This window comes from Massilia sp. TSP1-1-2 (assembly GCF_049896185.1).
Lineage (GTDB): Bacteria > Pseudomonadota > Gammaproteobacteria > Burkholderiales > Burkholderiaceae_D > Telluria_A.
In genome coordinates this window covers 41370-67001 of the sequence record NZ_JAFCTU010000002.1, presented here as the reverse complement: position 1 = coordinate 67001, position 25632 = coordinate 41370, and the positions used below count along the sequence as shown (strand labels likewise).

Here is a 25632-nt window from a genome sequence, read left to right as displayed (position 1 = left end):
CTGCATGACGACCGCCTGCGCGTCGCTGGAGCGCTGACATGTTCGCCTCCCTGCTCGCGCGCCTGCGTATCGGGCCCAAGTTGTTGCTTGCTCCTGGGCTGGTCCTGGCGCTGCTGATCGTTTCTTCCAGCGCCGCGTATTGGGCCATGCTGCGCCAGAACCAGTCGCTCGAGACCATCGTCGCAGTGCGCGCGGCGCGCATCAAAGAAGCGAGCGACCTGGTGGCCGAAGCCCAGGGCGCACATGCGCGCAGCTACCAGCTGCTGACCTGGATCAGCGCCAGCGTCTCGGCCGCGCGCATCGACGCGCTCGAAACCGACATCCACCGGCGCCACGCGGCGCTTGCGCAGCGCTTCGCCCGTTTGGCTGCGGCGCGCGCGCCTGGCAGCGCCGAGCGCGACCTGCTCGAACAGGCCGAAGCGGCGCACGCGCGCTACGTGGGCGCGGTGCTGGAAGTGATCGACCTGGCCGGCGGCGACCAGTCCGTGGCCGCCAACGCCATGGTCAAGGCCGAGCAAGCTTTTGAGCGCGAAGCGTGGCGCCTGGCCGCGCTGGCAGGGCACGAGCAGGCGCTGAGCGAAGCGGCCTCGCGCGGCGCGGCATCGGACTTCCAGCTGCTCCGGCTGTTGATGCCGGCGCTGGTGGCGGCCTCGATCTTGCTGTCGCTGCTCACTACCTTTTTGGTGCGCCGCGCGCTGCTGCGCGAAGTGCACGACATCGGGCAGTCCGCGCTCGACCTGGCCAGCGGCAACCTGACGGTGCGCGCGCGTAACTACGGCGGCGACGAAATTTCCGACACCTCGCGCACGCTCGACGCCAGCATCCGCACGCTGAACCACACGCTCAAGGACATCCTCGATTCGGCGCGTTCGATCGACAGCGCCTCGCGCAGCATCGCGATGGGCAACGCGCGCTGGTCGGACCGCGCGGGCGAGGCGGCCAGTTCCTTTGAACAGACCAGCGCCACCATGGAGCAGCTGTCGGCCACGGTGAACCAGAACGCCGGCCATGCGCTGGCTGCCAACCGGCTGGCTGCGAGCGCGTCCGACCTTGCCCAGCGCGGTGGCGACGTGGTGCGGCGCCTGGTGCACACGCTGGGCACGATCAAGGGCAAGTCGCGCCGCGTGGTGGACATCGCCGACCTGATCGACCACCTGGCTGGCCAGACTGCCACGCTGGCCTTGAACGCGGCGCTCGAGGCGGCGCGCGCCGGCGAGCATGGGGTTGCGTTTGCGGCGGTGGCCAGCCAGGTGCGGCTGCTGGCCCAGAGGAGCGCTGCAGCGGCGCGCCAGGTGCGCGAGCTGGTCGAGCAATCGGTGGCGCAGATCGACGGCGGCAGCGCGGCGGCGGCCGAAGCGGGCTACAGCATGGCCGACATCGCCGACTCGGTGCGCCAGGTGGGCGACATGATCAGCCAGATCAGCGAGGCCAGCGCCGAACAGGCCAGCGGCATGTCGGACGTCACCTGCGCGATCGTGCAGATGGATCAAATGACGCAGCAAAATTCGGCGCTGGTGCAGGAGGCGGCGGGCGCGGCGGCCAGCCTGCAGGCGCAGGCGTACAACCTGTCGCAGGCGGTGGCCGGGTTTAAGCTGGACGAGGGGGGCGAGGTGGGCAGGCCCAAGTTGTGGCTGGCGTCCAAGCGTGAGTGAGCGAGCGAGCGAGTGAGTGAGTGAGTGCGTATCTGCGCAATCGGGTGGCCGGCGGCACCTATTTTTTCACCGTCACGCTGCTTGATCGGCGCAGCAGACTGTTGCTCGACCATGTTGCGCTGCTGCGCGAAGCGGTTCGCAAGGAACGCGCGTTACGGCCCTTCCATATAGATGCGTGGGTTGTGCTGCCCGATCACATGCACTGTGTCTGGACGCTGCCGGAGTGCGACAATGATTTCTCGACGCGTTGGAAGAACATCAAGGCGACGTTTTCAAGGGCGCTGCCCAAGACGGAGTATCGTGACGAAGTGCGCAAGAGGACCGGTGCGCGGGGCATCTGGGCGCGGCGATTTTGGGAGCATACGATTCGCAATGATGCCGATTACGCGGCGCACATCGACTATGTGCATTTGAATCCGTACAAGCACGGCTTGGTGGCGCACGTGCGCGACTGGCCATATTCGACGTTTCACCGCTACGTCAAAGCTGGAGTGTACCCCTTGGATTGGATGACGGACGTGTCCGAGATGACATGTGGCGAATAATCAAAAATGGCGGAATGCGCTGCGCTTTTCCGCCCTACAGTCAACACAAACCGTAGGGCGGAAAAGCGCAGCGCATTGCGCCAAGAGTCGCCGGGACGTCTAAACCGTAGGGCGGAAAAGCGCAGCGCATTCCGACAAGAGTCGCCGCGACGCCTAAACCGTAGGGAGGAAAAGCGCAGCGCATTGCGCCAAGAGTCGCCCAAACGCCTAAACCGTAGGGCGGAAAAGCGCAGCGCATTGCGCCAAGCGTCGCCCAAACGCCTGAACCAACCGGTGGAAGAAGACAAAATCCGCCTTCTCCCACCATCCCGCCTAAACCGCCTGACTACTCGTAATCGCTGACCGGCGCACAACCACAAAACAGATTCCGGTCGCCATACACATTATCAGCCCGCCCAACCGGCGGCCAGTACTTCTGCTTGCGCAGCGACGCCACCGGAAACGCCGCCACTTCGCGGCTGTACTTGTGCTCCCACACGTCGGCCGTCACGACTTCGGCCGTATGCGGCGCACCCTTCAACGGATTGTCCATGCGGTCATACTCGCCGCGCTCGACCTTGACGATCTCGGCGTGGATCGCAATCATCGCATCGATAAAACGATCCATCTCCGCTTTCGATTCGCTCTCGGTCGGCTCGATCATCAGCGTGCCCGGCACCGGAAAACTCATCGTCGGCGCGTGGAAACCGAAGTCCATTAGCCGCTTGGCCACATCCTCGTTGCTGATCCCGGTGGCGTCGGTGATCGGACGCAAATCGAGGATGCACTCGTGCGCCACCAGCCCGTCGTGGCCCGTATAGAGCACCGGATAATGCGGCGCCAGGCGGCGCGCGATGTAGTTGGCCGCCAAAATCGCGGTCTCGGTGGCGGCGGTCAAACCTTCGCCGCCCATCATAGCGATGTACATCCACGAAATGGGCAAAATGCTGGCCGAGCCATACGGCGCGGCGCTGACGGCGCCAATGCCCGCTTCGTCGCGCGAATAGCCGGTCGAGCGCTGGTTGGGCAAAAACTTGGCCAGGTGCGCGCCCACGCCGATAGGACCCACGCCAGGCCCGCCGCCGCCGTGCGGAATGCAGAACGTCTTGTGCAGGTTCAGGTGGCTGACGTCGCCCCCGAAGCTGCCCGGCGCCGCCACGCCGACCAGCGCGTTCATGTTGGCGCCGTCAATGTAGACCTGGCCGCCGTGCGAATGGATGATCTCGCACAGTTCGCTGATGCCTTCTTCGAATACGCCATGGGTCGACGGATAGGTAACCATCACGCAGGCCAGGTTGTCGCTGTGCTTTTCAGCCTTGGCCTTCAGGTCGGCCAGGTCGACGTTGCCGTTCTCGTCGCAAGCGGTAACGACCACTTTCATGCCCACCATGTTGGCCGAGGCCGGGTTGGTGCCGTGCGCGGACGATGGAATCAGGCAGATGTTGCGGTGCGCTTCACCGCGCGAGGCGTGGTACGCCTGGATCACTAGCAGGCCGGCGTATTCGCCCTGCGAGCCGGCATTGGGCTGCAGCGAAATGGCGGCGTAGCCGGTCAGCGCGCACAGCATTTCTTCGAGCTGGCCGATCATTTCGCGGTAGCCGACCGTCTGCGCGTCCGGCGCAAACGGGTGGATGTTGGAGAACTCGGGCCAGGTCACCGGGATCATTTCGCTGGTGGCGTTCAGCTTCATGGTGCAAGAACCGAGCGGGATCATGGTGCGGTCCAGCGCCAGATCCTTGTCGGCCAGCGAACGCAGGTAGCGCAGCATCTCGTGCTCGGCATGGTAGCGGTTGAAGGTCGGGTGGGCCAGGTAGGTGCTGGTGCGGCGCAGTTTTTCGGGGAACGCAGTCTGCGCGCTCGCGTCGAGGGCCTCGATGGCGTCGAACTGCGGCGCCGCCGTCGCCTTCGAGACGCCTTGCGAGAACACGGACCACAGCAACGCGATGTCTTCGCGGGTGGTGGTTTCGTCGAGCGAAACGCCGATCAGGCCGTCGCCGGCGCGCCGCAAATTGAGGCCTTTTTCATTGGCCAGCGCATGCAGCTGCTCGGCGCGCTCGGTCTTGATGGTGAGCGTGTCGAAGTACGTTGCGTTGACGATCTCATAGCCAAGCTGGCCCAGTTGCGCGGCCAGGATGTTGGTGAAGCGGTGCACCCGATTGGCGATCTGCGCCAGGCCCCGGGGCCCGTGGTAGACGGCGTACATCGACGCCATCACGGCCAGCAGCACCTGCGCGGTGCAAATGTTGGACGTCGCTTTTTCGCGGCGGATGTGCTGCTCGCGCGTTTGCAGCGCCAGGCGGTAAGCCTGGTTGCCTTGCGCGTCGATGGTCACGCCCACCAGACGGCCCGCCATGCTGCGCTTAAATTCGTCGCGCGTGGCCAGGTAGCCGGCGTGCGGGCCGCCGAAACCGAGCGGCACGCCAAAGCGCTGGCTGTTACCGACCACTACGTCGGCGCCCCATTCGCCGGGCGCTGCCAGCAGCGTCAGTGCCAGCAGGTCGGCCGCGGCAATCACCATGGCGCCGGCGGCATGCAGCTTTTCAACGGCGGCGCGGTAGTCGCGCACGTCGCCGTTCACGCCCGGATACTGCAGCAGCACGCCAAAGCATGGCTCGGCCAGCGACTCGATGTCGGCGGCGGCGATCACGCGCACGTCCACGCCGATCGGGCGCGCCCGCGTCTGGAGTACTTCCAGCGTCTGCGGCAGCACGTCGTCGGCCACGTAGAACACGTTCGAGGCCGATTTGCCCACGCGCTGGATCAGCGTCATGGCTTCGGCGGCGGCGGTGCCTTCGTCGAGCATCGACGAGTTGGCGATGCCCATGCCGGTCAGGTCGGTGATCATCTGCTGGAAGTTCAGGATCGCTTCCAGGCGGCCCTGCGAGATCTCGGGCTGGTAGGGCGTGTAGGCGGTGTACCAGCCCGGGTTCTCGAAGATATTGCGCAGCACGACGCCGGGCGTGTGGGTGTTGTAATAGCCCTGACCGATCATCGACTTCATGACCTTGTTCTGGGAGGCGATTCCTTTCAGCTTGGCCAGCGCCGCCTGTTCCGGCATCGGGTCAAAAAACTGGCCCAGTTCGAGTTTGCTCTTTTTGCGGATATGGGCGGGGACGATGGCGTCGATCAGCGCCGCGCGCGAAGCGTAGCCTAGCGTTTGCAGCATGGCAGCCTGTTCGCTGTCGGAAGGGCCGATGTGGCGCGGGATGAAGGAGTCGCGTGCTTCGAGTTGGGTCAGGCTGGAGCGGGTCATGATGTCGGGAAGGGGCACAAAAAAGGGGGAGGGACGGGAATGTCGCCGCGCCGCCCGTCAGGCGGCGGCGCGGCGCTGCGGCGCGTGTAGCTTACGCTTCGGTGTTCTTGCCGTAGGCTGCGGCGTCGAGCAGGCCGTTGAACGAATTCGGGTCGCTCGGCATCAGCTTGAACAACCAGGCCGAATAGGCGTCGCTGTTGATCGAGTCGGGCGCATCTGCCACGGCGGTATTGACGGCGACAACCTGGCCCGATACGGGCGCGTAGATGTCGCTGGCGGCCTTGACCGATTCGACCACGGCGGCGTCGTCGCCGGCGGTCATCGATTTGCCCACCTTTGGCAGTTCCACGAAAACGATGTCGCCCAGTGCATCCTGCGCATACTCGGTGATGCCGACGGTGAAGGTGCCGTCGGCCTCGGCGCGCACCCATTCGTGGGACTCGGTGTACTTCAGATCTGCAGGAATATTCATAATGGGCTCCGGTAAGTGGTGAATGCGTATTGTATAAGGTCGAACATCGGGTCGAACTGCGGGTGGAACAGCGGGTCAGGCAGCGAGGATTTTACCGTTGCGTACAAAAGGCAGCTTGACGACGGTCGCCAACAGCTTCTTGTCGCGAATTTCCACGTGCACGCTGTCGCCGATGGTCACCTCCAGCGGCAGGCGCGCCAGGGCGATCGCTTCCTGCATGGTCGGGCTGAAGGTGCCGCTCGTGATTTCGCCAACCGCGCCGGTGGCGGTAACCACTTTCTGGTGGGCGCGCAAGATGCCGCCTTTTTCGCGCAGGATCAGGCCCACGAACTGCGCTTTCTGGCCCATCGCCAGCAGGGCCGCCTTGCCGATGAAGTCGCGCTCGGACTTGAGGTCGATCGTCCACGCCAGGCCGGCATCCAGAGGATTGACGCTGTCGTCCATGTCCTGGCCGTACAGGTTCATGCCCGCTTCCAGGCGCAGCGTGTCGCGCGCGCCCAGGCCCGCCGGCTTGACGCCGGCTGCGACCAGGGCATGCCACATGGCGTCGGCCTGGGCGGCGGGAAAGGCGATCTCGAAGCCGTCTTCGCCGGTGTAGCCGGTGCGCGCAACCATCACTTCGCCAAACGCGGTGTCCTTGACGATCACGGCATTGAAGGGTTTGAGCGGTTCGGACGCGGCCTGGGTGGTCGGCAGCACCTGCCACACCTTGGCGCGCGCATTCGGCCCCTGCACGGCGATCAGGGCCATCGGTTCATTGCCGTCGCGGCGCTGGGTGGTTTTCACGCCGCTGCCGGTGGCCGCATTTTGCGCCATGATCCAGGCCACGTCTTTTTCGGCGGTGCCGGCGTTGACGACCAGGCGGAACCAGGTTTCGCTGAAATAGTAGACGATCAGGTCGTCGATGACGAAGCCTTGCTCGTTCAGCATGCACGAATACAGCGCCTTGCCGGCGGCCTGCAGCTTGTCGACATTATTGGCCAGCAGGGCGCGCAGGAAAGGGCGCACGTTGTCGCCTTCGAGGTCGACCACGCACATGTGCGAGACGTCGAACATGCCCACGTCATGGCGCACCGCGTGGTGCTCTTCGATCTGCGAGCCGTAATTGACGGGCATGTCCCAGCCGCCGAAATCGACCATCTTGGCGCCGGATGCGCGGTGTGCGGAATTGAGCGGGGTCGTTTTAAGCGTCATGGAAATCCTCGGAGCAGGTGAATAGGGGGCGCCGAACAGCGCGCAAGAGGACATTAGCCGCTTGCGGGTGCTCGGTTGTTCGCCCCTCTGTCCTTGATACCTGAGAGATAGCGGAACTGCTTCCGCCTGCCCCTTCGGTGGGCCGCCGGCAGTACGCCGCGGCCGCTCTCCAGAGTTTGACCGGCCGCGTTTTGCCCGCTGCCGACCCCTGACCGGTCCTTTTGCCTGAGAGTTTTTGGGTGATGCCCCTTCGGCGGCAGCGCGTGGCTGCCCTCTCCCGATCAGAGTGCAGAGCATATGCCACCGGCCACGGCCTGTCAACCTTGGGCCGGGCGGGGCTGCGCACGAATGGCCTCGCGACGGAGCCTTTCACAGGCGCTATTTGTTAAAATAAACCATCGAGTTTGGGGGTAAAACAATCATGAACGAAGAACAGACCAAACCAGGCGCCGACGCGTATTTCACGCTGTCGGGCGACGTCAACAGCGACATGGTGCACCGCGTGTTCGAGGCGGTATCGTGCATGAGCGAAGCGGGCATCGAGACGGCCCATGTGCTGCTGCAGTCGAACGGTGGGTACGTCAGCGATGGCCTGTGCCTGTATAACTACCTGTCGAACGCGCCGATCAAGTTTGTCATGTATAACGGCGGCGCGGTGGCCTCGATCGCGGTGATTCTGTATTTGGCAGGCAGCCGGCGCTATGCCAGCGAGACGGCGCGCTTCATGGTGCACAAGTCGCACGCGACGGCCTCGCCCGGGGCGCGGCCGGACGCGCTCAATATCATCGTCGAAGGCTTGCGCGCCGACGATGCGCGCACCGAATCGATTCTGCGCAAGCATATCGAGTTCACGCCGGACCAGTGGGGCATACACCAGTATTCGGACTTGCACCTGACCTCGCGCGACGCCAAGACGGCGGGCATGATCGATGACGTGGCCGACTTTGCGCCGCCGCGCGGCACGCAGATTCGCAATATTTAGTCGGTCAGCACTTTCGCGCCGGTCGCAGGCGCGCGACTTGCCAATCGCCTGGCGATCGATCGGTGCGACAGGGGGCGGCAAATGGCGCTCCAGAGGCAAGGCAAGGCTGTATTGCTATGGCCGCGTTGCTATGGCCGCGTTGCTATGGCCGTATTGCCATAGCAAAAGAGCCTGCAACGCCGTCGGCGCAACAGACTCTTTCAATGCTTCCTGTGTGGCAACTGTCTCAGCGCAGCCCGGAAACGCGGCCCGCCCAGCATATCTACAAGTCTGCGGGCTTAGCGCCTGTCAGCGATTTGAACCGCTTTTGCCGCCCGAACCTTGATTGCCCGACTGATTGTTTCCTTGCTTTTCATCATTCTTGTGGCTTTGACGGCCAGCCTCGACATGCTGCTCATGCGTGCCACCCTGGGTTCCCGTGCCCGAACGGGAGCCCGAACGGGAGCCCGAACCCTGGTTGCCCGACTGCTTGCTGTCGCTGGAGTTGTCGCTTTGCTTGCTGTTCTTGTCGCCTTTTTTATTCGCGTTCATGTTCATTCCTTTAAAGAGTTTGAAAATGCCGTGCTCGCCATAACACAGATGATGAGTGTTTCAACTGCGTTCTCAAATGTGTTTCCGGTGGCACAATGATGCGAGTTGCATCCTTTGCTCGGTATCAGAAGATCGCTCGAACCAGTGTAGGAGATATTCCTACGAAATTGAAATTAATGATGTCTTTCTAAAACTCTTCCCAGTCCATGGCGCGCCGGCCAAAGGCGCCGCGGCTTCGTTTGGCCGCAGGCACGCTCGCCAGCGACACAATGACCCGCGCCGGCGCGTGGCGCAAGCGCATGTCGAGCGCTTGGGCTGGCTTGGCCAGCGGACCGGAATTGCTCGACACCAGGCGCAGCCCCGGCGCGGCGGCCCCGTGTTCCGGCCCGAGTACAAAAGCGGCGGTGGCGCGCGACAGGCCGGCGGCCTGGTCGCGGATGGCAGCGCTCGCCGCTGCGGCCTGTGCGGCCAGGGCGCCGCCGCGCCGCGCCGCCTTGTCCAGTGCCGCGAGCGACTGGCGGGCTTGCTCCGTTCCCGCCGCCTGGGCCGCGCCGGCGCAGGCCAGGTCGGCGCTGATGGCGCTCGCGCGAGCGGCCTGGTCGATGGCTTGATCAAGCGCGCCGCCGGCCTTGGTGGCCAATGCCGTGCCCGCAGCAGCAGCCGTCAGCGCGTCGTCGACCAGCAGCCTGGCGTCCTTGGCCGCTGCAGCGCAGCGCTGGGCCAGGGTGCGCACTTCGGCGGCGACGACCGCGAAACTGCGCCCGTGTTCACCGGCGCGCGCCGCTTCAACGCCCGCATTTAGGGCCAGCATAGTGGTCTGTAAGGCGATGGCATCGATCACGCCGGCCAGGTCGGCAACGCGGACTGACGCGGCGCTCATCGAGGCCAAGGTGGCGGCCACGCCAGCGACCGCCGCGCCGCCCTCGGCCGCCATGTCAGCGGCCAAACGCGCTGCGGCGCTGCCAAGCTGGGCCTGGCCGGCGTACTGCGTGGCGCCGTCGGCCAGTTGCGCCATCGATGCGCCGGCCTGGGCCAGCGCGCACGCTTGCTCCCGGGCATGGGCTGCGAGCGCCTTGCCGTCTGCCGCAACGGCGCCGGCGCTGCCGCTGATGCTTTCCGTGCCGGCGCGCACCCTGAGCACCATGCCGGCCAGACTGTCATTCATTGCTTGCAGCGTGCTGAGCAGTTCGCCCGATTCTGCTGCGCCGATCTTGCCGCTCAGGTCACCCGTGGACACGCGCCGGGCCATTGCGGTTGCCGCCTGCACGGGGTGGGCCAGCTCGGCGCGCAGCCACAGCACCAGCATTGCCGCCGCGCCCAGCGTGACCGCGATTGCCACCCAGGCCAGCAGGCGCGCGCCTTCGTAGCCGGCGTGGGCCTGGAGCACGGCGCCCGCTTTCTGGCCCGATCCCGGCGCCAGACTCGTCGCCAGGCCCGTCAAAAGGCTCATCTGTTCGAGCTGGTTCAGCATCCAGAGCGACAGGCCCATGCTCAAGCACAGCAGCAGTGCGAAGCTGGCATACAGTTTATGGTGTGGATCGAGCCGGCGGAGGAGTGACATGGTGACGTCCTTTGCGAGGGGAGTGCTGCGGCGGTGTGTTTCCTTATCTTAGGGAAACGAGCAAGGCCACCTTTGCGTCAGATCAAAAGTCCCAGTGGCAACAAAAACAACAGAAGCGAGCTCTTCTTTGCCCAGAATAGGTATTTACGAAAAAAAGCCGGATAAAAAGCGCGTTACTTTCATTTTGGGTATTGCCTTGTGGAAAGAACGTGGCAGAATAGAAGTTCAATAGTCAACTTAACATTCCCGGAGACGAACCGATCATGGCAACGCCAGTGTCCAGAACAGCAAGTGCAAAACAGGCGGCAGTGTCGCAGCATGAGCTGTTGGACGCCCTCGTGGCAATTGTCGCCAAGCATGCCAGCGAGCAGTGGGGCGGCGTAAGCACGCGCCTGGTTGCTTCCCTGCTGGACGTGGACAGCCCGACGCTGGACGCGCGCGATGTGTTCCTGCGCGTAAAATCGGGCAACCTGCTCAAGGATCATCACTACGCGTTTGTGCATCTGGCCTCGGACGGGCTGGAAAAAGCCCTGCGCAAGGAAGTGGCGGCGTTGCTGCCGCGTCCGCGCAGCGCCCTGATCGCCGAAGCGGCGCTGTCGCTGGTGCCGTTCGAAGAAATGGACACCCGTGTCGCCTTCGACAGCCTGAGCCGCCCGTTCGAAATGAAATACGCGACCCAAATCGCCACGCTGAACGTTCGGCTCGGCTTTCTGCTGAACCGCGACATTCTCAACATCGCACAAAATCCATTCCGGCCCGAAATGTTCCTATCCGCGCTGAACAGCGCCTGGAAGGAATTCGAGCCCAATGAAGAGAGCCACGCGCTGATCACCTCGCAACTGCGCCCGGCGCTGCTGTGGGATTTTGGCCCCATGTACGACGCGCTGTGCGACGCGCTGATGAGCAAGGGTACCCAGCCCGGCTCGGTCGACGCCTACAACATCCGCAAGACCGAAGGGGCCAGCTCGGCCAAGGCCAAGCGCGCCAAGCAGCAGGCCGCGCTGGCGTCGCAATTGCGCCAGTTCCTCGACGGCGGCGCCGATGGCGGGTTTGACGACATTCCCATGATTCCCGACCTGCCGCAAGGGGCCGGCGGCGCGGGCGGCGGCTGGCGCCCGAGCGGCGTCCTAAGCGTGGCGACGGATGCGCCAGGCGCCTCGCTGCAGGCGGGGCCTGGCTTCGCCGCCGCGTTCGCAGGCGCCGCTCACGCGCATGGCGCAGCTGCCCACTTCATGGGGGGCGCGCCAACAGGACAGGGCGCCACTGCGCATCCGCATTTCATGCAAGGTGGCGCGGCGGCGTCCCAGTATGGCGGCCATGGCGGGCACGGCGTCTCGTCAACGCACCAGGGCGGTCATGTTGCCGGCGCCGGTCAGGCGGGCGCCCAGGCCTTCCAGGGCGAGCATGGCGGCGCCCATTTTATTGGCGGCGCCCAGCCGGCGGCGTATGCCGCGGCGGGCCAGATCCTGGACCAGGCCGGCTTTGGCGCGGCGCCCGCGCCGCTGCTCGACATGCTCAAGACGCTGCAGGCACGCATGCCAGAACAATTCGCCGCGTCGCCATCGCGCCCCGGCCCGGCCCAGGGCGCCGATGTGTTCTATTTGCCGCGCTTAAAAGCCAGTATTCCGAAAGGCAGCCTCACGCGCGGCGATGAAAGCACGATCGACCTGCTGTCGAAAATTTTCGACACCGTCTTCATCGACCCGAATATTCCGAAGGAAATGCGGAACTTGATCCAGTTCCTGCAAATTCCGGTGCTCAAGGCGGCGCTGGCCGACAAGAATTTCTTTTTCGAAGAAGCGCATCCGGCGCGCCGCATGATCAACCTGCTCTCGAGCATGGGGCTCGATCAGCGCAGCGCCGACGACCCGCTGTTCAAGGCCATGCAGCGCAGCGTGGAGCGGGTGGGCGATGAAGCGGACGACACCGCCGGGCTGTTCACGACGGCCGTGGCCGAGCTGGAAGATTCGATCAAGGCTGAAGAAAAGTTTGAAGTGCAGGCCATTGCCGCACCAATCGAGGCCGCGCTCAAGCAAGAAAAAGTCGTGGCGGCGACGCGTTCGGCCAAGTCGGCCGTGGCCGCGCGCGTGAGCAGCGGCGAAGTCGTGGCGGTGCTGGAAACGTTCCTTGAGCAGCGCTGGACGTCGGTGCTAACGGTGGCCTACAGCGTCGAAGAAGAAAAGCCCGGTGCGGTCGGCAGCGCCACGCGCACCATGGATGACCTGATCTGGAGCGTCAAGCCAAAAATCACGCGCGACGAGCGCAAGTCGCTGATTGCCAAGCTGCCGGGCCTGCTTTCCACGCTCAATCAATGGCTGGACATCATCAAGTGGCAGGAAGCCGAGCGGCTGCAGTTTTTTGCCGAGCTGGCCGAATGCCATGCCTCGATCGTGCGCGCCCCGCTCGACATCAGCCCAGAGCGCCAGCTCGAGATTGCCGTCGAAGTGGCGCAGCAGGATGCCATGCGGCGCCTGGAAAAAGACCAGGCGGCGCAAACGGCGCTGCCGGTGGTGCCGGACGAGGCGGAAGTGACGGTGGAAGGGCTAGAGCGGGGGGGCTGGCTAGCGTTTACCCAGTCGGATGGCAGCGTACGCAAGGCCAAGCTGGCGTGGGTCAGTCCGCTCAAGACCTTGTACATCTTTTCGCTCGGCGCGCGCCAAGATTCGTTTTCGCTCACGGTGGAAAAGCTCACCGCCGGCCTGCGCCAGAACAAGGTCAGCATCGTCCAGCTTGACGGCGTCGTTGAACGCGCGCTCTCGCAAGCGATGGGCGCCGGCGCCGTCAACGACACCGACATCACCGCCGCCGCCTGACCCCCCCCCACCGGGGTCAGACCTCGCGCTTGCAACGTGTTGCAACGGTGAGGTCTGACCCCGCATCGTCTTGATTTCAAACCGGATCGCGCAGTAATGGCGTGCTTGCGGAAACTTGACTGCATGTCGAGCGCCATAATCGTCATAGCGGGTATCGACATCTGCGACTGCAACGCTTTCCTTCACCACAAGTTTGAGGTCTGACCCCATTTTCCCGGATGGAGGTCTGACCCCGCTTTTGGTGTTGCCGAATTAGAAGCTATTCACCATCGCCAGCCCCGCACTGCCCCTACCGGAATGAAAGCAACAAATGGTATGATGGGCCTCTTTCTGATTCCCGAGCCTGCCCACCAACGTGCGACTATCCTCAATAAAATTGTCGGGATTTAAGTCTTTTGTTGATCCCACCAATTTCCAGGTGCCGGGTCAGCTCGTGGGCGTTGTCGGTCCCAACGGTTGCGGCAAGTCGAATATCATCGATGCCGTGCGCTGGGTGCTGGGCGAATCGAAAGCGTCGGAATTGCGCGGCGAGTCGATGCAGGACGTGATCTTCAACGGCTCCACTCACCGCAAACCGGCCGGGCGCGCGTCGGTCGAACTGGTGTTCGACAATAACGACGGCAAGGCTGCCGGCCAGTGGGGCCAGTACGCCGAGATCGCCGTCAAGCGCACCCTCACGCGCGACGGCACCTCCACTTATTACATCAACAGCCAGCCGGTGCGCCGGCGCGATATCCAGGATATTTTCCTGGGCACGGGCTTGGGTCCCCGCGCCTACGCCATCATCGGCCAGGGCATGATCTCGCGCATCATCGAATCGCGCCCGGAAGAGCTGCGCGTGTTCCTCGAGGAAGCCGCCGGCGTCTCCAAATACAAGGAGCGCCGCCGCGAAACGGAAAACCGTCTTAACGATACGCGCGAGAACTTGCTGCGGGTTGAGGATATCCTGCGCGAACTGAACGCCAACCTTGAAAAACTTGAGGCGCAGGCGGTCGTGGCCAACAAGTTTCACTCGCTGCAGGCCGACCAGGAAGAAAAGCAAAAACTGCTCTGGCTGCTGCGCAAGAACGAAGCGCAGGCCGAGCAGGGCAAGTTTTTGCGCGAGATGGCGCAAGCCCAGACCGACCTCGAAGAGCAGACCGCCAAGTTGCGCCACGTGGAGCTCGACCTCGAACACATGCGCCAAGCCCATTTCGCCGTGGGCGACCGCCTGCACCAGGCCCAGGGCCACCTGTACCAGACCAATGCCGAAATCGGCAGCCTGGAAGCGCAGATCAAGTTCGTCATCGAGTCGCGCAGCCGCCTGCAAAACCAGCTGGCCGCCTTGACGGCGCAGCGCAACCAGTGGCAGGCCCAGGGCCAGGATTATCAGCAGCAGATCGAAGAAGCTGACTACCTGCTCGAAGAACTCGGCGGACGCGTCGAACAGTCGCAGATGGCGGCCGAGGCGCAGGACGAACGCCTGCCCGCGCTGGACGCCGCGTGGCGCGCCGCGCAGCACACAACCACCGAGTCGCGCGCCAGGATCATGCAAGCGCAGCAGCAAATCGAGCTGGAATCGGCCCACCAGCGCAACGCCTCGAATATTTTGAATGGCTTGCTGACCCGGCGCGAGCGGCTGCAGCAGGAAAAAAACGGCCTGAATCTGCCCGACAGCGCGCACCTGTCCAACCTGCGCATGCAGCTCGAAGAAAAGCAGCAGGCGCTCGAAGAGCAGACCATGCAGCTCGAGGAAGCGACCGACCAGCAGCAGCGCACCGAAGAAGAGCGCGGCGCGGCGCAAGCACAGGTCAACCGCGAGACCAGCGCCAACGCGCAACTCGAAGCGCGCCTGTCGGCGCTCAAGCAGCTGCAAGAGCGGGTGCAAACGCAAGGCAAGGTCCAGCCGTGGCTGCAAAAGCACGAACTCGATACGCTGCCGCGCCTGTGGCAAAAACTGCACACCGAGGAGGGCTGGGAAACGGCGATGGAGTCGGTCCTGCGCGAGCGCACCACGGCGCTTGAAATGTCGAATATCGACTGGGCCAAGGCGTTTTTCAGCGATGCGCCACCGGCCAAGTTGGCGCTGTATTCGCCGTCGCTGGCCAACGCCGGACCGGTCGCCGATACCCCTGGGCTCAAGAGCTTTGCCAGCCTGCTCAAACTTAATGACGCCGGCCTGCGCGGCGTGCTTACCGACTGGCTGCACAATGTGTTCGCCGCCGAAGACGCCGCCACCGCGCTGGCCGAACGCGCCAGGCTGCCGCCGGGAGGCTCCTTCATCACGCGCCAAGGTCACGTGATCACGCAGTCGAGCGTGCGTTTTTTCGCCGCCGACGCCGAACAGGACGGCCTGCTCGCTCGCCAGCAGGAAATCGAGAACATCACCAAGCAGCTGCGCGCGCAGACCATGCTGGCCGATGAAGCACGCGCGCGCGCGGTGCGCGCCGATGCGGCAGTGGCCGAGCTCACGCGCCGCCTGCAGGACGCGCGCCAGCGCGTGGCCCTGCTCACCCAAGCGGTGCACGCGCTGCAGATCGAGGTCGTCAAGCAGTCCGAAGTCGAGGCCCGCTTCAATCAGCGCAGCAACCAGATCCAGGCCGACCTGGCCGAGATCGCGGCCCAGGAAGAAGAGCAGAACCAGATCCGCATGGAATCCGAAGAAAAATTCGAGCAGCTCGACATTGCGCTGGGCGAACTGCAAGGCGCCCACGAAGACGGCCAGACCGACTTTTTAATCAAGGAACAGGCGCTGGCCGACGCGCGCGACAAGCTGCGCGAACTCGAACGCGCGGCGCAGGAAGCGCAGTTCGCCGAAAAGACCCAGCGCAGCAAAATCGAGGAGCTGCGCCGCAATATCGCCACCGCCACCCAGCAGGCCGCGCAAGTGGGCGAATCTCTGGAGGTGGGCCAGCAGGAACTTGAGTCGCTCGAGACTTCCGCCGCCAGCGACGGCCTGCAGGATTTGCTGGACCGGCGCTCCAGCCAGGAGCGCGCCCTGTCCGACGCGCGCCATGAACTCGACCAGATCACGCAGCAGCTGCGCACGGCCGAAGAAACGCGCATGCTGTCCGAACGCAGCCTGCAGCCGCAGCGCGACAAGATCACCGAGATGCAGCTCAAGGAGCAGGCCGCGCGCCTGAACCAGGAACAGTTCACCGAGGCTTTGAAAGCGGTCAATGCCGATGAAGCGGCCCTGTCCGAAAAGCTCCATCCCGACCTCAAGCCGTCCTACCTGCAGGGCGAGGTTACGCGCCTGACCAATGCCATCACGGGCCTGGGCGCGGTCAACCTGGCCGCCCTCGACGAGCTGGCGCAGGCCTCCGAGCGCAAGAATTTTCTTGATGCGCAAAACGCCGACCTGACCGAGGCGATCAACACCTTGGAGGACGCGATCCACCGCATCGACAAGGAAACGCGCGAGCTGCTGCAAGACACCTTCGACAAGGTGAACCACCATTTTTCCGAACTGTTCCCGATCCTGTTCGGCGGCGGCAACGCCAAGCTGGTCATGACGGGCGACGAGATCCTCGACTCCGGCGTGCAGGTCATGGCCCAGCCGCCGGGCAAGAAGAACGCCACCATCCACCTGCTATCGGGCGGCGAAAAAGCGCTGACTGCAACGGCGCTGGTGTTCTCGATGTTCCGCCTGAACCCCGCGCCGTTCTGCCTGCTCGACGAGGTCGACGCGCCGCTCGACGACGCCAACACGGAGCGCTTTTGCCGCATGGTCAAGCGCATGTCCGAACATACCCAATTCCTTTTCATCTCGCACAACAAGATCGCGATGGAGATGGCCAATCAACTAATCGGTGTGACGATGCAGGAGCAGGGCGTATCGCGCATTGTGGCGGTGGACATGGAGTCCGCCGCAAATTTCGCTACTGAGGCACAAGCAGCATGACAGACATCGAAATGAGCATCAGCATCGCCGTCGCCATCGTGGTCGGCGTGTTCGCCTTTAACAAGTGGCAGGAGTACAAGGCCCGCAAGAGCGTGGCGCGGGCTTTCTCGTCCGACCATGACGACGTGCTGATGCGCTCTGACGAAGCGCGCTCCGAGCCTGGCTTCGGCGGCGGCAATGGCGGCAATGGCGACGAGGACGAGAACGCGCGCCTGATCACGCCGCCGCTGCCGGGCACCGACACGCCCGACACCACGCCGGCCGAAAAGGCCACCAGCCTGGTCGACCCGCTGATCGATTGCCTCATTCCGCTCTCGCTTGAAACGCCTGTTCGCGGCGACAAGATCCTGCCTGTGCTGCACAGGCTGCGCCACGTCGGCAACAAGCCGGTGCACTTCATCGGCCTGGCCGTCAGCGGCGAGTACGAGCCCATTACCCATGGCGGCGTCTACACGCAGCTGCAGGCGGGCGTGCAGATGGCCAGCCGCACCACCGCGCTGAACGAACTGGAATACTCGGAACTGGTCACGCGCTTGCGCGCGCTGTGCGACGACATCGGCGCCGAGCCCGAAATCCCGGACATGATCGAAGTCATGGGCGAAGCGCGCACGCTGCACCGTTTCGTGTCGGGCCACGACGCCCAGCTGGGCGTAAATTTGCTCTCGAACGGCGCGCCATGGTCGATCGCGACCTTGATCGGGGCGCTGGAAAAGCAGGGCTTCGACGTGCGTCCCGACGGTCGCTTCATCATGCCAGACGGCGACGGCGGCCAACTGTTTACGCTCTCGACCAACGTCACGCTGGGCGCCGATACCACCTCGCGTCTGACGCTGCTGCTCGACGTGCCGTGCGTGGCGCCGGTGCGCGACGGTTTTGGCGCGATGGTCTTGTGCGCCAAGGCGCTCGTGGGCCGGCTGGACGCGCTGATCGTCGACGACAGCGACCAGCCGCTGCTGGACGAGGCGCTTGGCGAAATCAACAACCAGGTGCTTGATTTTTACCAGGAGATGGAAGCGGCCGACATTGCCGCCGGCTCGACCCGCGCGCTGCGTCTGTTCAGCTAGCAAAGGCCCGGGAGAGCGACAGTGACAACTAGCGTGACAACTACCGTAACAACAGCGCCGGATTATTTGGAGCGGATGGCTTGGCTCACCGAAGAGCTGAACCGCCACATCTACGCCTACCACGTCAAGGATGCGCCCACCATCCCGGACGCCGAGTACGACCGCATGTTCGGCGAACTGCAGCAGCTCGAGGCGGCGCACCCGGAAGCGGTGTCGCAGGATTCGCCGACCTTTCGCGTAGGCGCGGCGCCGCTGCCGGAATTCAAGCAGGTTACGCACACGGTGCCGATGCTGTCGTTGAATAACGCCTTTGCCGATGACGACATCGACAACTTCGACCGCCGCGTGCGCGAAGGCTTGAGCGCGCCGCAGGCCGACTATGCGGCCGAACTGAAATTCGACGGCCTGGCGATCAGCCTGCGTTACGAGAACGGCGTCTTTGTGCAGGCCGCCACGCGCGGCGACGGCGCCACCGGCGAAGACGTCACGGTCAATATCCGCACCATCCGCACCATTCCGCTGCGCCTGCACGGCAGCGTGGTGCCGAGCGTACTTGAAGTGCGCGGCGAAGTATTGATGTTCAAGGCCGACTTTAAAAATCTGAACGCGCGCCAGCGCGACGCCGGCGACAAGGAATACCAAAATCCCCGCAACGCCGCCGCCGGCAGCTTGCGCCAGCTCGATTCGCGCATTACCTCCAGCCGCAACCTGTCGTTTTTCACGTACGGCATCGGCGCCCTGGAAGGCGCGCCGATGCCCGCTTCGCACTCGGCCCTGCTGGACTGGTACGAGCAGCTCGGCCTGCCGGTTTCTAGAGAGCGCAAAGCCGTCACCGGTGCCGAAGGTTTGCTGGCGTATTACAAGGATATCGGCGAGCGGCGCGCCAGCCTGGCCTACGAAATCGACGGTGTCGTCTACAAGGTCAACCGGCTAGAAGACCAGCAGCAGCTGGGCTTTGTGTCGCGCGCGCCGCGCTTTGCGATCGCGCATAAATTTCCCGCCGAAGAAGCGCTCACCGAAGTGCTCGACATCAATGTGCAGGTCGGGCGCACGGGCGCCATCACGCCGGTGGCGCGCCTTGCCAGCGTGTTTGTCGGCGGCGTCAACGTGCTCAACGCCACGCTCCACAACGAAGGCGAAGTGCGGCGCAAGGATATCCGTATCGGCGACACCGTCATCGTGCGCCGCGCCGGCGACGTGATCCCGGAAGTGGTGTCGTATGTCGCGCAGCGGCGCCCGGACGACGCGCGCCAATTCGTCATGCCGACCGAGTGCCCGGTGTGCGGCTCGCCCATCATGCGCATGGAAGACGAAGCGGTGGCGCGCTGCTCCGGCGGCTGGACCCATTGCAGCGCGCAAAAGAAGGGCGGCCTGATGCACTTCGTATCGCGCCGCGCGATCGACGTCGAGGGCCTGGGCGACCAGCTCATCGAACAACTGGTCGACAAGGGCTTGATCAACACCGCCGCCGACCTGTACGCGCTGGACAAACCCAAGCTGCTGGGACTGGAGCGCATGGCGGCCAAGTCCGCGCAAAACGTGCTCGACGCGCTGGAAAAATCGCGCGCCACCACCTTTGCGCGCTTCATCTACGCGCTGGGCATTCGCAACGTGGGCGAATCGACCGCCAAGGCGTTGGCCCAGCATTTCGGCAGCCTGCCGGCGCTGCTGCACGCGGCCGCCTACGAAGGCGGCCTGCAATTGCTGGAAGTGGCCGATGTGGGCCCGATCGTCGCCCGTTCCATCACCGAGTTCCTGACCGACGCCGACAACCTGGCGCTGGTCAATGCGCTCGCCGCGCAGCTGCACTGGAAGGATGGCGCGCATGTGATGACGGCTACCGGCGCGCTGGCCGGAAAGACGTTCGTCATCACCGGCACCTTGCCCACCATGGGCCGCGACCAGGCCGGCGCCCTGATCGAGGCGGCAGGCGGTAAAGTATCAAGCTCGGTATCGAAGAAAACATCATACGTCGTGGCCGGCGCGGAGGCTGGCAGCAAGCTGGCCAAGGCGCAGGAACTCGGCATCACCCTACTTGACGAAGCGGCGCTGGTCGCTTTGCTTGAATCAGCCAGGTCTGTAAAGGATTCCCCCGATGAAGCCAGTTAGAAAAGCAGTGTTCCCCGTTGCCGGCCTGGGCAGCCGTTTCCTGCCCGCGACCAAGGCGCAGCCTAAAGAGATGCTGCCCATCGTCGACAAGCCGCTGATCCAGTACGCCGTCGAAGAAGCCGTCGCCGCCGGCGTGACCGAGCTCATTTTCATCACGGGGCGCAACAAGCGCGCCATCGAAGACCATTTCGACACCGCCTACGAAATTGAATCGATGCTCGAGGCGTCCGGCAAGACCGAGCTGCTGCAGATGGTGCGCAGCGTAATTCCCCCCAACGTCACCTGCATCTACATCCGCCAGTCGGCGCCGCTCGGCCTGGGCCACGCGGTGCTGTGCGCGCGCCCGGTGGTGGGCGACGAGCCGTTCGCCGTCATGCTGGCCGACGACTTCATGGACACCAGCCCCGGCGTGGCGCCGGTGCTGGCCCAGATGACGGCGGTGTTCGGGTATGAAAACTGCAGCGTCCTGGCGGTCCAGGACGTACCGCGCGAACAAACGCGCCAGTACGGCATCGTCAAGGCCGACGCCTATCGCGACAACCTGGCCGTAGTCACGGGCATCGTTGAAAAGCCGATGCCCGACGTGGCGCCGTCCACGCTGGCCGTGGTCGGGCGCTATATCCTCAGTCCGCGCATTTTCGACTGCCTGGAGCACATTGGCGCCGGCGCCGGCGGCGAAATCCAGCTCACCGACGGCATTGCCGCGTTGATGGCTTCGGAACGCGTGCTGGCCTATCGCTATGCAGGCACGCGCTACGATTGCGGCTCCAAGCTTGGCTATCTGAAGGCCACCACGGCGATGGGACTCAAGCACCCCGAAACCGGCGCCGGGTACCGTGAATTTTTGGCACAGATGCAATCGGAACAAGGAACATAATGGCTGTTCGTGAAATTCTCAAGATGGGCGATCCGCGCCTGCTGCGCGTGGCCGAACCGGTGCGCGACTTTAATACGCCCGAACTCGATGCCTTGATCGCCGACATGTTCGACACCATGCACCACGCGAACGGGGCCGGGCTGGCAGCGCCCCAGATCGGCGTCAATCTACAGCTCGTCATCTACGGCTTCAAGCAGAACGAGCGCTACCCCGATGCGCCGCCGGTGCCGGAGACGGTGCTGATCAATCCGGTGCTCACCGCGCTGTCCGAGCGCAAGGAAGACGACTTCGAAGGCTGCCTGTCGGTGCCCGGCCTGCGCGGCAGCGTGCCGCGGTTTACGCACTTGCGCTACGAGGGCGTCGACCAGCACAACAAGCCGATCAGCCGCGACGTGACGGGCTTTCATGCGCGCGTGGTGCAGCACGAGGTCGACCATTTGCTGGGCATCCTGTACCCGATGCGCATCGAGGACTTTTCAAAGTTCGGCTACACCGAAGTCATGTTTCCGGACATGGACCCCAACGACGACGATTGAGATTGATGAGCACATTGATGACAACTTTGAAACGATGTGGCGCGCTTGCGCTTACCCTGTTTGCATATGCGCCTGCGTTCGCGCAGGAAGGCGCCGGCAACGCAGGCCACGCAGTGTGGCTCGATACGGGCTTTGCGACGTACCACTTCCAGAGCGACAAGAACCTGAACGGGCGCAATCCGGGCATCGGGATTGAATACGGCTTGTCGGACACGATGGCGCTGACGGCGGGGCGGTTTTATAACAGCGACCGCGCCCACTCGCGCTACGCCGGGCTGTACTACCAGCCGTGGACGGTGAAGGGGATCAAGCTGGGGGCGGTGGTCGGCGCCTTTGACGGCTACCCCAAGATGCACGATGGCGGCTGGTTCCTGGCCGCCATTCCCGCGGCAACGTTCGAGTACAAGCGGGTGGGCGTGAATGTTGCCGTGGTGCCGAACTATAAAAACCGGCTGCATGGAGGCATCTCGGTACAGCTCAAGTTCAAGCTGTGGGAGAGCGCTGGCACGCCGTAATACTTGCAGATAGCGTCAACGGCGACTGCGCAAACCATCACGACACTTGGCAACTCGAAGACCTCACCCACATCGTCCTCGCGCAGGCGGGGACCCATGGAACAGTTGCTCACTTGAACCGTTCCATGGGTCCCCGCCTGCGCGAGGACGATGTAACTATGCTGCATCGTTGCGGTTTTTGCGACAGCCTGCCCTTATTCAGCCTCCAGTCGTTGGCTACTCCACCGTCACATCCGCCTCCGTCACGCTGATCACCCGCCCAGCCGCCTCGATGGTGGCGCCGGCGCCGGCAAACGTCACCTTCGGGGCAGGCGCGGCGCAATCGCTGCGCAGCACCGAGACGATCAAACCCCTCGCGCGCGCATTCTCGAACACAAATTTGTTCCAGTGATGGGGCCCGGCCGGCGTGGCCGGCGCCACCGGGTAACCCTCGCTCGCGGTCATCGCCAGTGCCTCGGGCGAGGCCACCATCCCGCACAGCTGCGCCGGCGCTATATCGGCCCGAAACCCCGCTGCCGTTCCGGACAGCGCGGCGCCGGTGTGCAGGTTGTACTCGTACTTGCGCGCCGCCACGCTATCGAGCTGGTCCACCGTGACCAGCGTCGACGGGCGGATGAACACCACCGTTCTGGTGGCGCGCGTGAGCGCCCCGCCATAGGCCGCTGCCGCTTCGCCGGTGGCCAGGTCGTAGCTTGCGCCCTGCACGAAGCGCGTCAGCCGGCCTGCCGCCGCGCGCTCGCCCAGCCCCGCGGCGCCGAGCGCCTGGCCGATGCCGCCGTCAAAGGTGATGGCATTGTGCGCGCGCGTCTGCTTGTAGTAGTTGCGCCAGTGCGGCGAGTTGTACGCGTCGTACACGCCACTGTCCATGGCCAGCACCTGGCCTTGCGCGACCATGACAAAGCTGTTCTGGTCCGCGTGCGAATGGTTGATCGAGCCGAATGGACTGCTCTTGAAATGCACTGAGGTGCGCTGGCGGTCGCCCAGCGCGCTGTGCATCGCGGCCCAGCCCACAGACGGGAACCACGCGCCGTTCGGCTGGCCCGCAGGCAGTGCGGCCTCGCCGCCATATTCGCGGGGACTGAGCAAGATGTGCAGGCGCGCGTAGTCTTCGCCGCTTTGCTGCCTGCCGTACCAGTGCGACAGCGCAGTGTCGGAGCGGTTCATGGTGGCCTTGCCCAGGCGCGCCCATTCTTCGGCGCGGTTGACTTCGGCGCCGTCGCCGAACACGCCGGCCGGCGTGCCAGGGGGCAGGGTGTAGGCGATAAAACGGGGGAACTGGGCCAGCCAGCTCTTGCCATAGAAGGGCACGCCAAGCACCCGTTCCACCAGGTCCCACATCAACTGCGATTCGCCGGCATCCCATTCGGCGTAGGTCGAACCGTTCGCAAAGCCGCCGTCGACGCCGCCCCACGGGCTCACGCTCGACACATAAGTCGACAAGATGGCGCGCAGCCACGGATCGAGTTCCGGCGTTTCGCCGCGCACGATCAGCAAGGCACCGATCAATTTGCCCAGCGCGTTAAAGGCGATCGCGTTTTCGGGAAACTGGCGCACCGTCTCGGCAGTCTTGAGCAAGCCGGCGTTGCCGCACACCCGGACGATATCAAGGACGCTCTTGCGCTCGGCGGCGGTCAGCTCGGCGTAGGCAAAATCATAGGCGAGGGCGTAGTACCAAACGTAGTCGCGCGTTTCGGCCACGTCGCCGCTGCAGGAGCGCGCCAGCACGGCCGGCGCAAACAAGTGCATCCGCCCGCGCATCTCCGCCAGGAACCACGGGTCGCGGGTGACGTACCAGGCCACCGCCGCTTCGGCCATGCCTTCCAGCAGCCGGTCCTGCTGCCACCAGCTGGCCATGCGCGTGCTGTCGCTGGCGGCCTCGATCTGCCCCTTGAGCGCGTCGCTCGCCAGGGTGACGCTATTGCGCTTGAGGTAGCCCGTCAACGCGGTAATCGACTTCAGCCGTTCAAGTTTTGTGGCCGCAACGATCTCGCGGTAATCGGCTTGTCCTTTAAACAAGCGCGGGTGGCCCATGACAATCTTGCTGGCATCAAAATTGTCGAGCGCCGCGTTCAGGCCCGATGCACTCAAGGCAAGTGCCGGATCGGCGGTGGTGGTTGCCGCAATCGCGGGCACGCCGCTGATGACCGTTGGCCGGGGCAGCCTGAACTGCGCCTGCGCCGGTCCGATTGCCTGTGCGATACACAAAATGGCAAGCGCCGCGCGTCGTTTGATCATGAAGCTCTTCCTCGGTCAAAATTTTCCAAGAAACATTATGCTCACAAGCGGCCTGTGTTTCGGTAGGCGCGTCGTCAATTCCCCATAACAGGCAACAGTTAAATATCTTTCTGCCATAGCAATACCAGCGCCATGCCGACGCTAAGGTCACAGGCCGCGAACCCAGCGGATTTTGGTGTAGATCAAACAAGTGACACAGCGCGCGGGCACACGCCAATGCGTTAACGTTTTCTTAACGTGTTCGGCGCCACGCTATTGCCACATCCCACCGCGAGGAGCGCGCAATGAACCAGCATGACACGATTTTTCGAGATGCCGATGCGGCGATTGCCGATTTCGATTTCGGCGAACGCACCACTGCGGTCTTTGACGACATGCTCGGGCGCAGCATTCCCATGTATGGCGAGCTGCAGCGCATGATCGGGGAAATCGCCGGCGAATTTGCGCACACCGGCAGCGGCGTGTATGACCTTGGCTGTTCCCGCGGCATCCCATTGGCCTCGCTGCGCGAAGGCGCGCGCGGCCGGCAAGGCGCCGTGGCTGGTCGGCGTGGACAATTCGCGCCCCATGCTCGATAAATGCCGCGATCGCTTCGCCGCCCTTGAGGAAGGCCAGCGCCCCACGCTGGTCGAGGCCGACCTGAATGCTTACCGGGGCATTCGCAACGCGTCCGTCGTTGTACTGGACCTGACGCTGCAATTCATCCGGCCCTTGCACCGCGAGCAGTTGATACGCCATATTGCCGACGCCTTGCATCATGACGGCGGCCTGATCCTGTGAAAAAGTGCTCAGCGCCGACACCCGGATCAACCGTGATTTCATCAAGTTTTACTACAACATGAAGCGCGCTAATGGCTACTCCGAAACCGAAATCGCGCGCAAACGCGAGGCACTTGAAAACGTGCTGATTTTTTACCGGCTGGAAGAAAACGTCGAGCTGCTGACCCGTAACGGCTTTCACGCCGCCGATACCTTTTTCCGGTGGTATAACTTTGCCTGCATCGTCGCCGTGAAAGGGGCGGCGGCGTGCTTTTAAGGCTCGGGAACCTCGTCTTCAGGCACCGCAACTGGCTCTTTCCGCTGGCGTTCGCGCTCGCACTCGGCTTGAGCGTGCCGCTGCGCCAGCCGCACCTGGCGCTGGCCGGCTGGCTGCTTGCGCTGTCTGGCCAGGCGCTGCGCATCGTCACCATCGGGCACGCCTACATTATCCGCGGCGGCAAAAGCCGGCGGGTGTACGCCGAAGGCGTGGTCGATACCGGCATGTTCGGCGCCTGCCGCAATCCGCTGTATGTGGCTAACCTGCTCATTGCGCTGGGGCTGGCGGTGGTGATCAACGCACCGGCTTTCTACGCGCTGTTCCTGCCGTTTATCGGCGTGGCCTACACCAGCATCGTCGCAGCGGAAGAAGACTATCTGCGCCAGCAGTTTGGG

The 25632-nt window shown here is 64.0% G+C and carries 20 protein-coding genes, 1 pseudogene and 2 riboswitches; of the genes and pseudogenes, 14 read left to right on the top strand and 7 right to left on the bottom strand.

The window, feature by feature from the left end:
* Positions 1–38 precede the first annotated feature (38 nt).
* Together ACP7BV_RS02260 and ACP7BV_RS02255 are read left to right on the top strand one after the other, a co-directional pair.
* A complete protein-coding gene (locus tag ACP7BV_RS02260; protein WP_426101092.1) occupies positions 39–1652 on the top strand; it encodes a methyl-accepting chemotaxis protein in 1614 nt (537 codons plus the stop codon).
* A 20-nt stretch (positions 1653–1672) separates the two neighbouring features.
* The gene (locus ACP7BV_RS02255; RefSeq protein ID WP_426101090.1) at positions 1673–2197 is read left to right on the top strand and encodes an REP-associated tyrosine transposase; all 525 of its coding nucleotides are present in this window, start codon (positions 1673–1675) and stop codon (positions 2195–2197) included.
* A gap of 325 nt (positions 2198–2522) precedes the next feature.
* Here ACP7BV_RS02255 and gcvP read toward each other — a convergent pair whose 3' ends face one another.
* The 3 genes from gcvP to gcvT form a co-directional block, all read right to left on the bottom strand.
* Positions 2523–5429 carry an aminomethyl-transferring glycine dehydrogenase gene (gcvP, locus tag ACP7BV_RS02250; RefSeq protein ID WP_426101088.1) on the bottom strand — a complete coding sequence of 969 codons (2907 nt, stop codon included), beginning with the start codon at positions 5427–5429 and terminating at the stop codon, positions 2523–2525.
* A 91-nt stretch (positions 5430–5520) separates the two neighbouring features.
* Entirely contained in the window at positions 5521–5901 is a 381-nt protein-coding gene (gene gcvH, locus ACP7BV_RS02245; RefSeq protein WP_426101086.1) for a glycine cleavage system protein GcvH, read from the bottom strand.
* Between the two features lie 75 nt (positions 5902–5976).
* Positions 5977–7095 (bottom strand): glycine cleavage system aminomethyltransferase GcvT, encoded by a 1119-nt coding sequence (gene gcvT, locus ACP7BV_RS02240; RefSeq protein ID WP_426101084.1) that lies wholly within the window; start codon positions 7093–7095, stop codon positions 5977–5979.
* Between the two features lie 77 nt (positions 7096–7172).
* A riboswitch (glycine riboswitch) is annotated at positions 7173–7278 on the bottom strand.
* 20 nt (positions 7279–7298) lie between these two features.
* A riboswitch (glycine riboswitch) is annotated at positions 7299–7385 on the bottom strand.
* A gap of 131 nt (positions 7386–7516) precedes the next feature.
* Here gcvT and ACP7BV_RS02235 point away from each other — a divergent pair.
* Positions 7517–8077, top strand: coding sequence for an ATP-dependent Clp protease proteolytic subunit (locus tag ACP7BV_RS02235; protein WP_426101082.1), 561 nt, complete (start codon positions 7517–7519; stop codon positions 8075–8077).
* A gap of 288 nt (positions 8078–8365) precedes the next feature.
* Here the strand turns inward: ACP7BV_RS02235 and ACP7BV_RS02230 are convergent, their stop codons facing one another.
* Both ACP7BV_RS02230 and ACP7BV_RS02225 read right to left on the bottom strand, forming a co-directional pair.
* Positions 8366–8608, bottom strand: coding sequence for a hypothetical protein (locus tag ACP7BV_RS02230; RefSeq protein ID WP_426101080.1), 243 nt, complete (start codon positions 8606–8608; stop codon positions 8366–8368).
* A gap of 187 nt (positions 8609–8795) precedes the next feature.
* Positions 8796–10169, bottom strand: coding sequence for a methyl-accepting chemotaxis protein (locus tag ACP7BV_RS02225; protein ID WP_426101078.1), 1374 nt, complete (start codon positions 10167–10169; stop codon positions 8796–8798).
* A 263-nt stretch (positions 10170–10432) separates the two neighbouring features.
* On the opposite strand from ACP7BV_RS02225, the gene ACP7BV_RS02220 reads away from it, so the two are divergent.
* The 7 genes from ACP7BV_RS02220 to ACP7BV_RS02190 all read left to right on the top strand — a co-directional run bounded on the left by ACP7BV_RS02220 (position 10433) and on the right by ACP7BV_RS02190 (position 21966).
* Positions 10433–12982: a DUF1631 family protein gene (locus ACP7BV_RS02220; protein ID WP_426101076.1), complete on the top strand. Its 2550-nt coding sequence runs from the start codon at positions 10433–10435 to the stop codon at positions 12980–12982.
* A gap of 355 nt (positions 12983–13337) precedes the next feature.
* Positions 13338–16865 carry a chromosome segregation protein SMC gene (gene smc / locus ACP7BV_RS02215; RefSeq protein ID WP_426101074.1) on the top strand — a complete coding sequence of 1176 codons (3528 nt, stop codon included), beginning with the start codon at positions 13338–13340 and terminating at the stop codon, positions 16863–16865.
* On the top strand, positions 16862–17929 hold the full coding sequence (locus ACP7BV_RS02210) for a cell division protein ZipA C-terminal FtsZ-binding domain-containing protein (RefSeq protein WP_426101072.1): 1068 nt from the start codon (positions 16862–16864) through the stop codon (positions 17927–17929). Before smc ends, ACP7BV_RS02210 begins: the two co-directional genes overlap by 4 nt.
* Positions 17930–18004: 75 nt before the next feature.
* A complete protein-coding gene (gene ligA / locus ACP7BV_RS02205; protein WP_426101070.1) occupies positions 18005–20038 on the top strand; it encodes an NAD-dependent DNA ligase LigA in 2034 nt (677 codons plus the stop codon).
* Positions 20025–20915, top strand: a complete 891-nt coding sequence (gene galU / locus ACP7BV_RS02200; RefSeq protein ID WP_426101068.1) for a UTP--glucose-1-phosphate uridylyltransferase GalU — start codon at positions 20025–20027, stop codon at positions 20913–20915. Before ligA ends, galU begins: the two co-directional genes overlap by 14 nt.
* On the top strand, positions 20915–21451 hold the full coding sequence (gene def / locus ACP7BV_RS02195; RefSeq protein ID WP_426101066.1) for a peptide deformylase: 537 nt from the start codon (positions 20915–20917) through the stop codon (positions 21449–21451). The genes galU and def overlap by 1 nt, the downstream gene beginning before the upstream one ends.
* Before the next feature lie 17 nt (positions 21452–21468).
* Entirely contained in the window at positions 21469–21966 is a 498-nt protein-coding gene (locus tag ACP7BV_RS02190) for a hypothetical protein (RefSeq protein ID WP_426101064.1), read from the top strand.
* 216 nt (positions 21967–22182) lie between these two features.
* On the opposite strand, the gene ACP7BV_RS02185 is transcribed toward ACP7BV_RS02190, so the two are convergent.
* Positions 22183–24201, bottom strand: coding sequence for a heparinase II/III domain-containing protein (locus tag ACP7BV_RS02185; protein WP_426101062.1), 2019 nt, complete (start codon positions 24199–24201; stop codon positions 22183–22185).
* A 284-nt stretch (positions 24202–24485) separates the two neighbouring features.
* Here ACP7BV_RS02185 and ACP7BV_RS02180 point away from each other — a divergent pair, with 284 nt between their 5' ends.
* From ACP7BV_RS02180 to ACP7BV_RS02170, 3 genes are read left to right on the top strand one after another with little or no spacing between them, the layout of a single operon-like run.
* Positions 24486–24779: a hypothetical protein gene (locus ACP7BV_RS02180; RefSeq protein WP_426101060.1), complete on the top strand. Its 294-nt coding sequence runs from the start codon at positions 24486–24488 to the stop codon at positions 24777–24779.
* Positions 24769–24981, top strand: a complete 213-nt coding sequence (locus tag ACP7BV_RS02175) for a hypothetical protein (protein ID WP_426101058.1) — start codon at positions 24769–24771, stop codon at positions 24979–24981. Before ACP7BV_RS02180 ends, ACP7BV_RS02175 begins: the two co-directional genes overlap by 11 nt.
* Before the next feature lie 4 nt (positions 24982–24985).
* Positions 24986–25237 carry a hypothetical protein gene (locus tag ACP7BV_RS02170; RefSeq protein WP_426101056.1) on the top strand — a complete coding sequence of 84 codons (252 nt, stop codon included), beginning with the start codon at positions 24986–24988 and terminating at the stop codon, positions 25235–25237.
* Here ACP7BV_RS02170 and ACP7BV_RS02165 read toward each other — a convergent pair.
* Complete coding sequence (locus ACP7BV_RS02165; RefSeq protein ID WP_426101054.1) at positions 25234–25398, bottom strand: hypothetical protein; 165 nt, start codon at positions 25396–25398, stop codon at positions 25234–25236. The two genes, ACP7BV_RS02170 and ACP7BV_RS02165, sit on opposite strands and share 4 nt — an antisense overlap.
* 33 nt (positions 25399–25431) lie before the next feature.
* Here ACP7BV_RS02165 and ACP7BV_RS02160 point away from each other — a divergent pair.
* A pseudogene (locus ACP7BV_RS02160) lies at positions 25432–25623 on the top strand (methyltransferase); the annotation flags it as partial.
* Positions 25624–25632 lie beyond the last annotated feature (9 nt).

Bases quoted from the DNA above. Each gene is read 5' to 3' on its own strand.
- gcvT (WP_426101084.1), bottom strand. From the start codon at position 7,095: ATGACGCTTAAAACGACCCCGCTCAATTCCGCACACCGCGCATCCGGC.
- ACP7BV_RS02230 (WP_426101080.1), bottom strand. From the start codon at position 8,608: ATGAACGCGAATAAAAAAGGCGACAAGAACAGCAAGCAAAGCGACAAC.
- gcvP (WP_426101088.1), bottom strand. From the start codon at position 5,429: ATGACCCGCTCCAGCCTGACCCAACTCGAAGCACGCGACTCCTTCATC.
- ACP7BV_RS02190 (WP_426101064.1), top strand. From the start codon at position 21,469: ATGACAACTTTGAAACGATGTGGCGCGCTTGCGCTTACCCTGTTTGCA.
- ligA (WP_426101070.1), top strand. From the start codon at position 18,005: ATGGCTTGGCTCACCGAAGAGCTGAACCGCCACATCTACGCCTACCAC.
- gcvH (WP_426101086.1), bottom strand. From the start codon at position 5,901: ATGAATATTCCTGCAGATCTGAAGTACACCGAGTCCCACGAATGGGTG.
- ACP7BV_RS02235 (WP_426101082.1), top strand. From the start codon at position 7,517: ATGAACGAAGAACAGACCAAACCAGGCGCCGACGCGTATTTCACGCTG.
- ACP7BV_RS02210 (WP_426101072.1), top strand. From the start codon at position 16,862: ATGACAGACATCGAAATGAGCATCAGCATCGCCGTCGCCATCGTGGTC.
- ACP7BV_RS02225 (WP_426101078.1), bottom strand. From the start codon at position 10,169: ATGTCACTCCTCCGCCGGCTCGATCCACACCATAAACTGTATGCCAGC.
- galU (WP_426101068.1), top strand. From the start codon at position 20,025: ATGAAGCCAGTTAGAAAAGCAGTGTTCCCCGTTGCCGGCCTGGGCAGC.
- ACP7BV_RS02220 (WP_426101076.1), top strand. From the start codon at position 10,433: ATGGCAACGCCAGTGTCCAGAACAGCAAGTGCAAAACAGGCGGCAGTG.
- ACP7BV_RS02185 (WP_426101062.1), bottom strand. From the start codon at position 24,201: ATGATCAAACGACGCGCGGCGCTTGCCATTTTGTGTATCGCACAGGCA.
- ACP7BV_RS02180 (WP_426101060.1), top strand. From the start codon at position 24,486: ATGAACCAGCATGACACGATTTTTCGAGATGCCGATGCGGCGATTGCC.
- ACP7BV_RS02175 (WP_426101058.1), top strand. From the start codon at position 24,769: ATGCTCGATAAATGCCGCGATCGCTTCGCCGCCCTTGAGGAAGGCCAG.
- ACP7BV_RS02260 (WP_426101092.1), top strand. From the start codon at position 39: ATGTTCGCCTCCCTGCTCGCGCGCCTGCGTATCGGGCCCAAGTTGTTG.
- def (WP_426101066.1), top strand. From the start codon at position 20,915: ATGGCTGTTCGTGAAATTCTCAAGATGGGCGATCCGCGCCTGCTGCGC.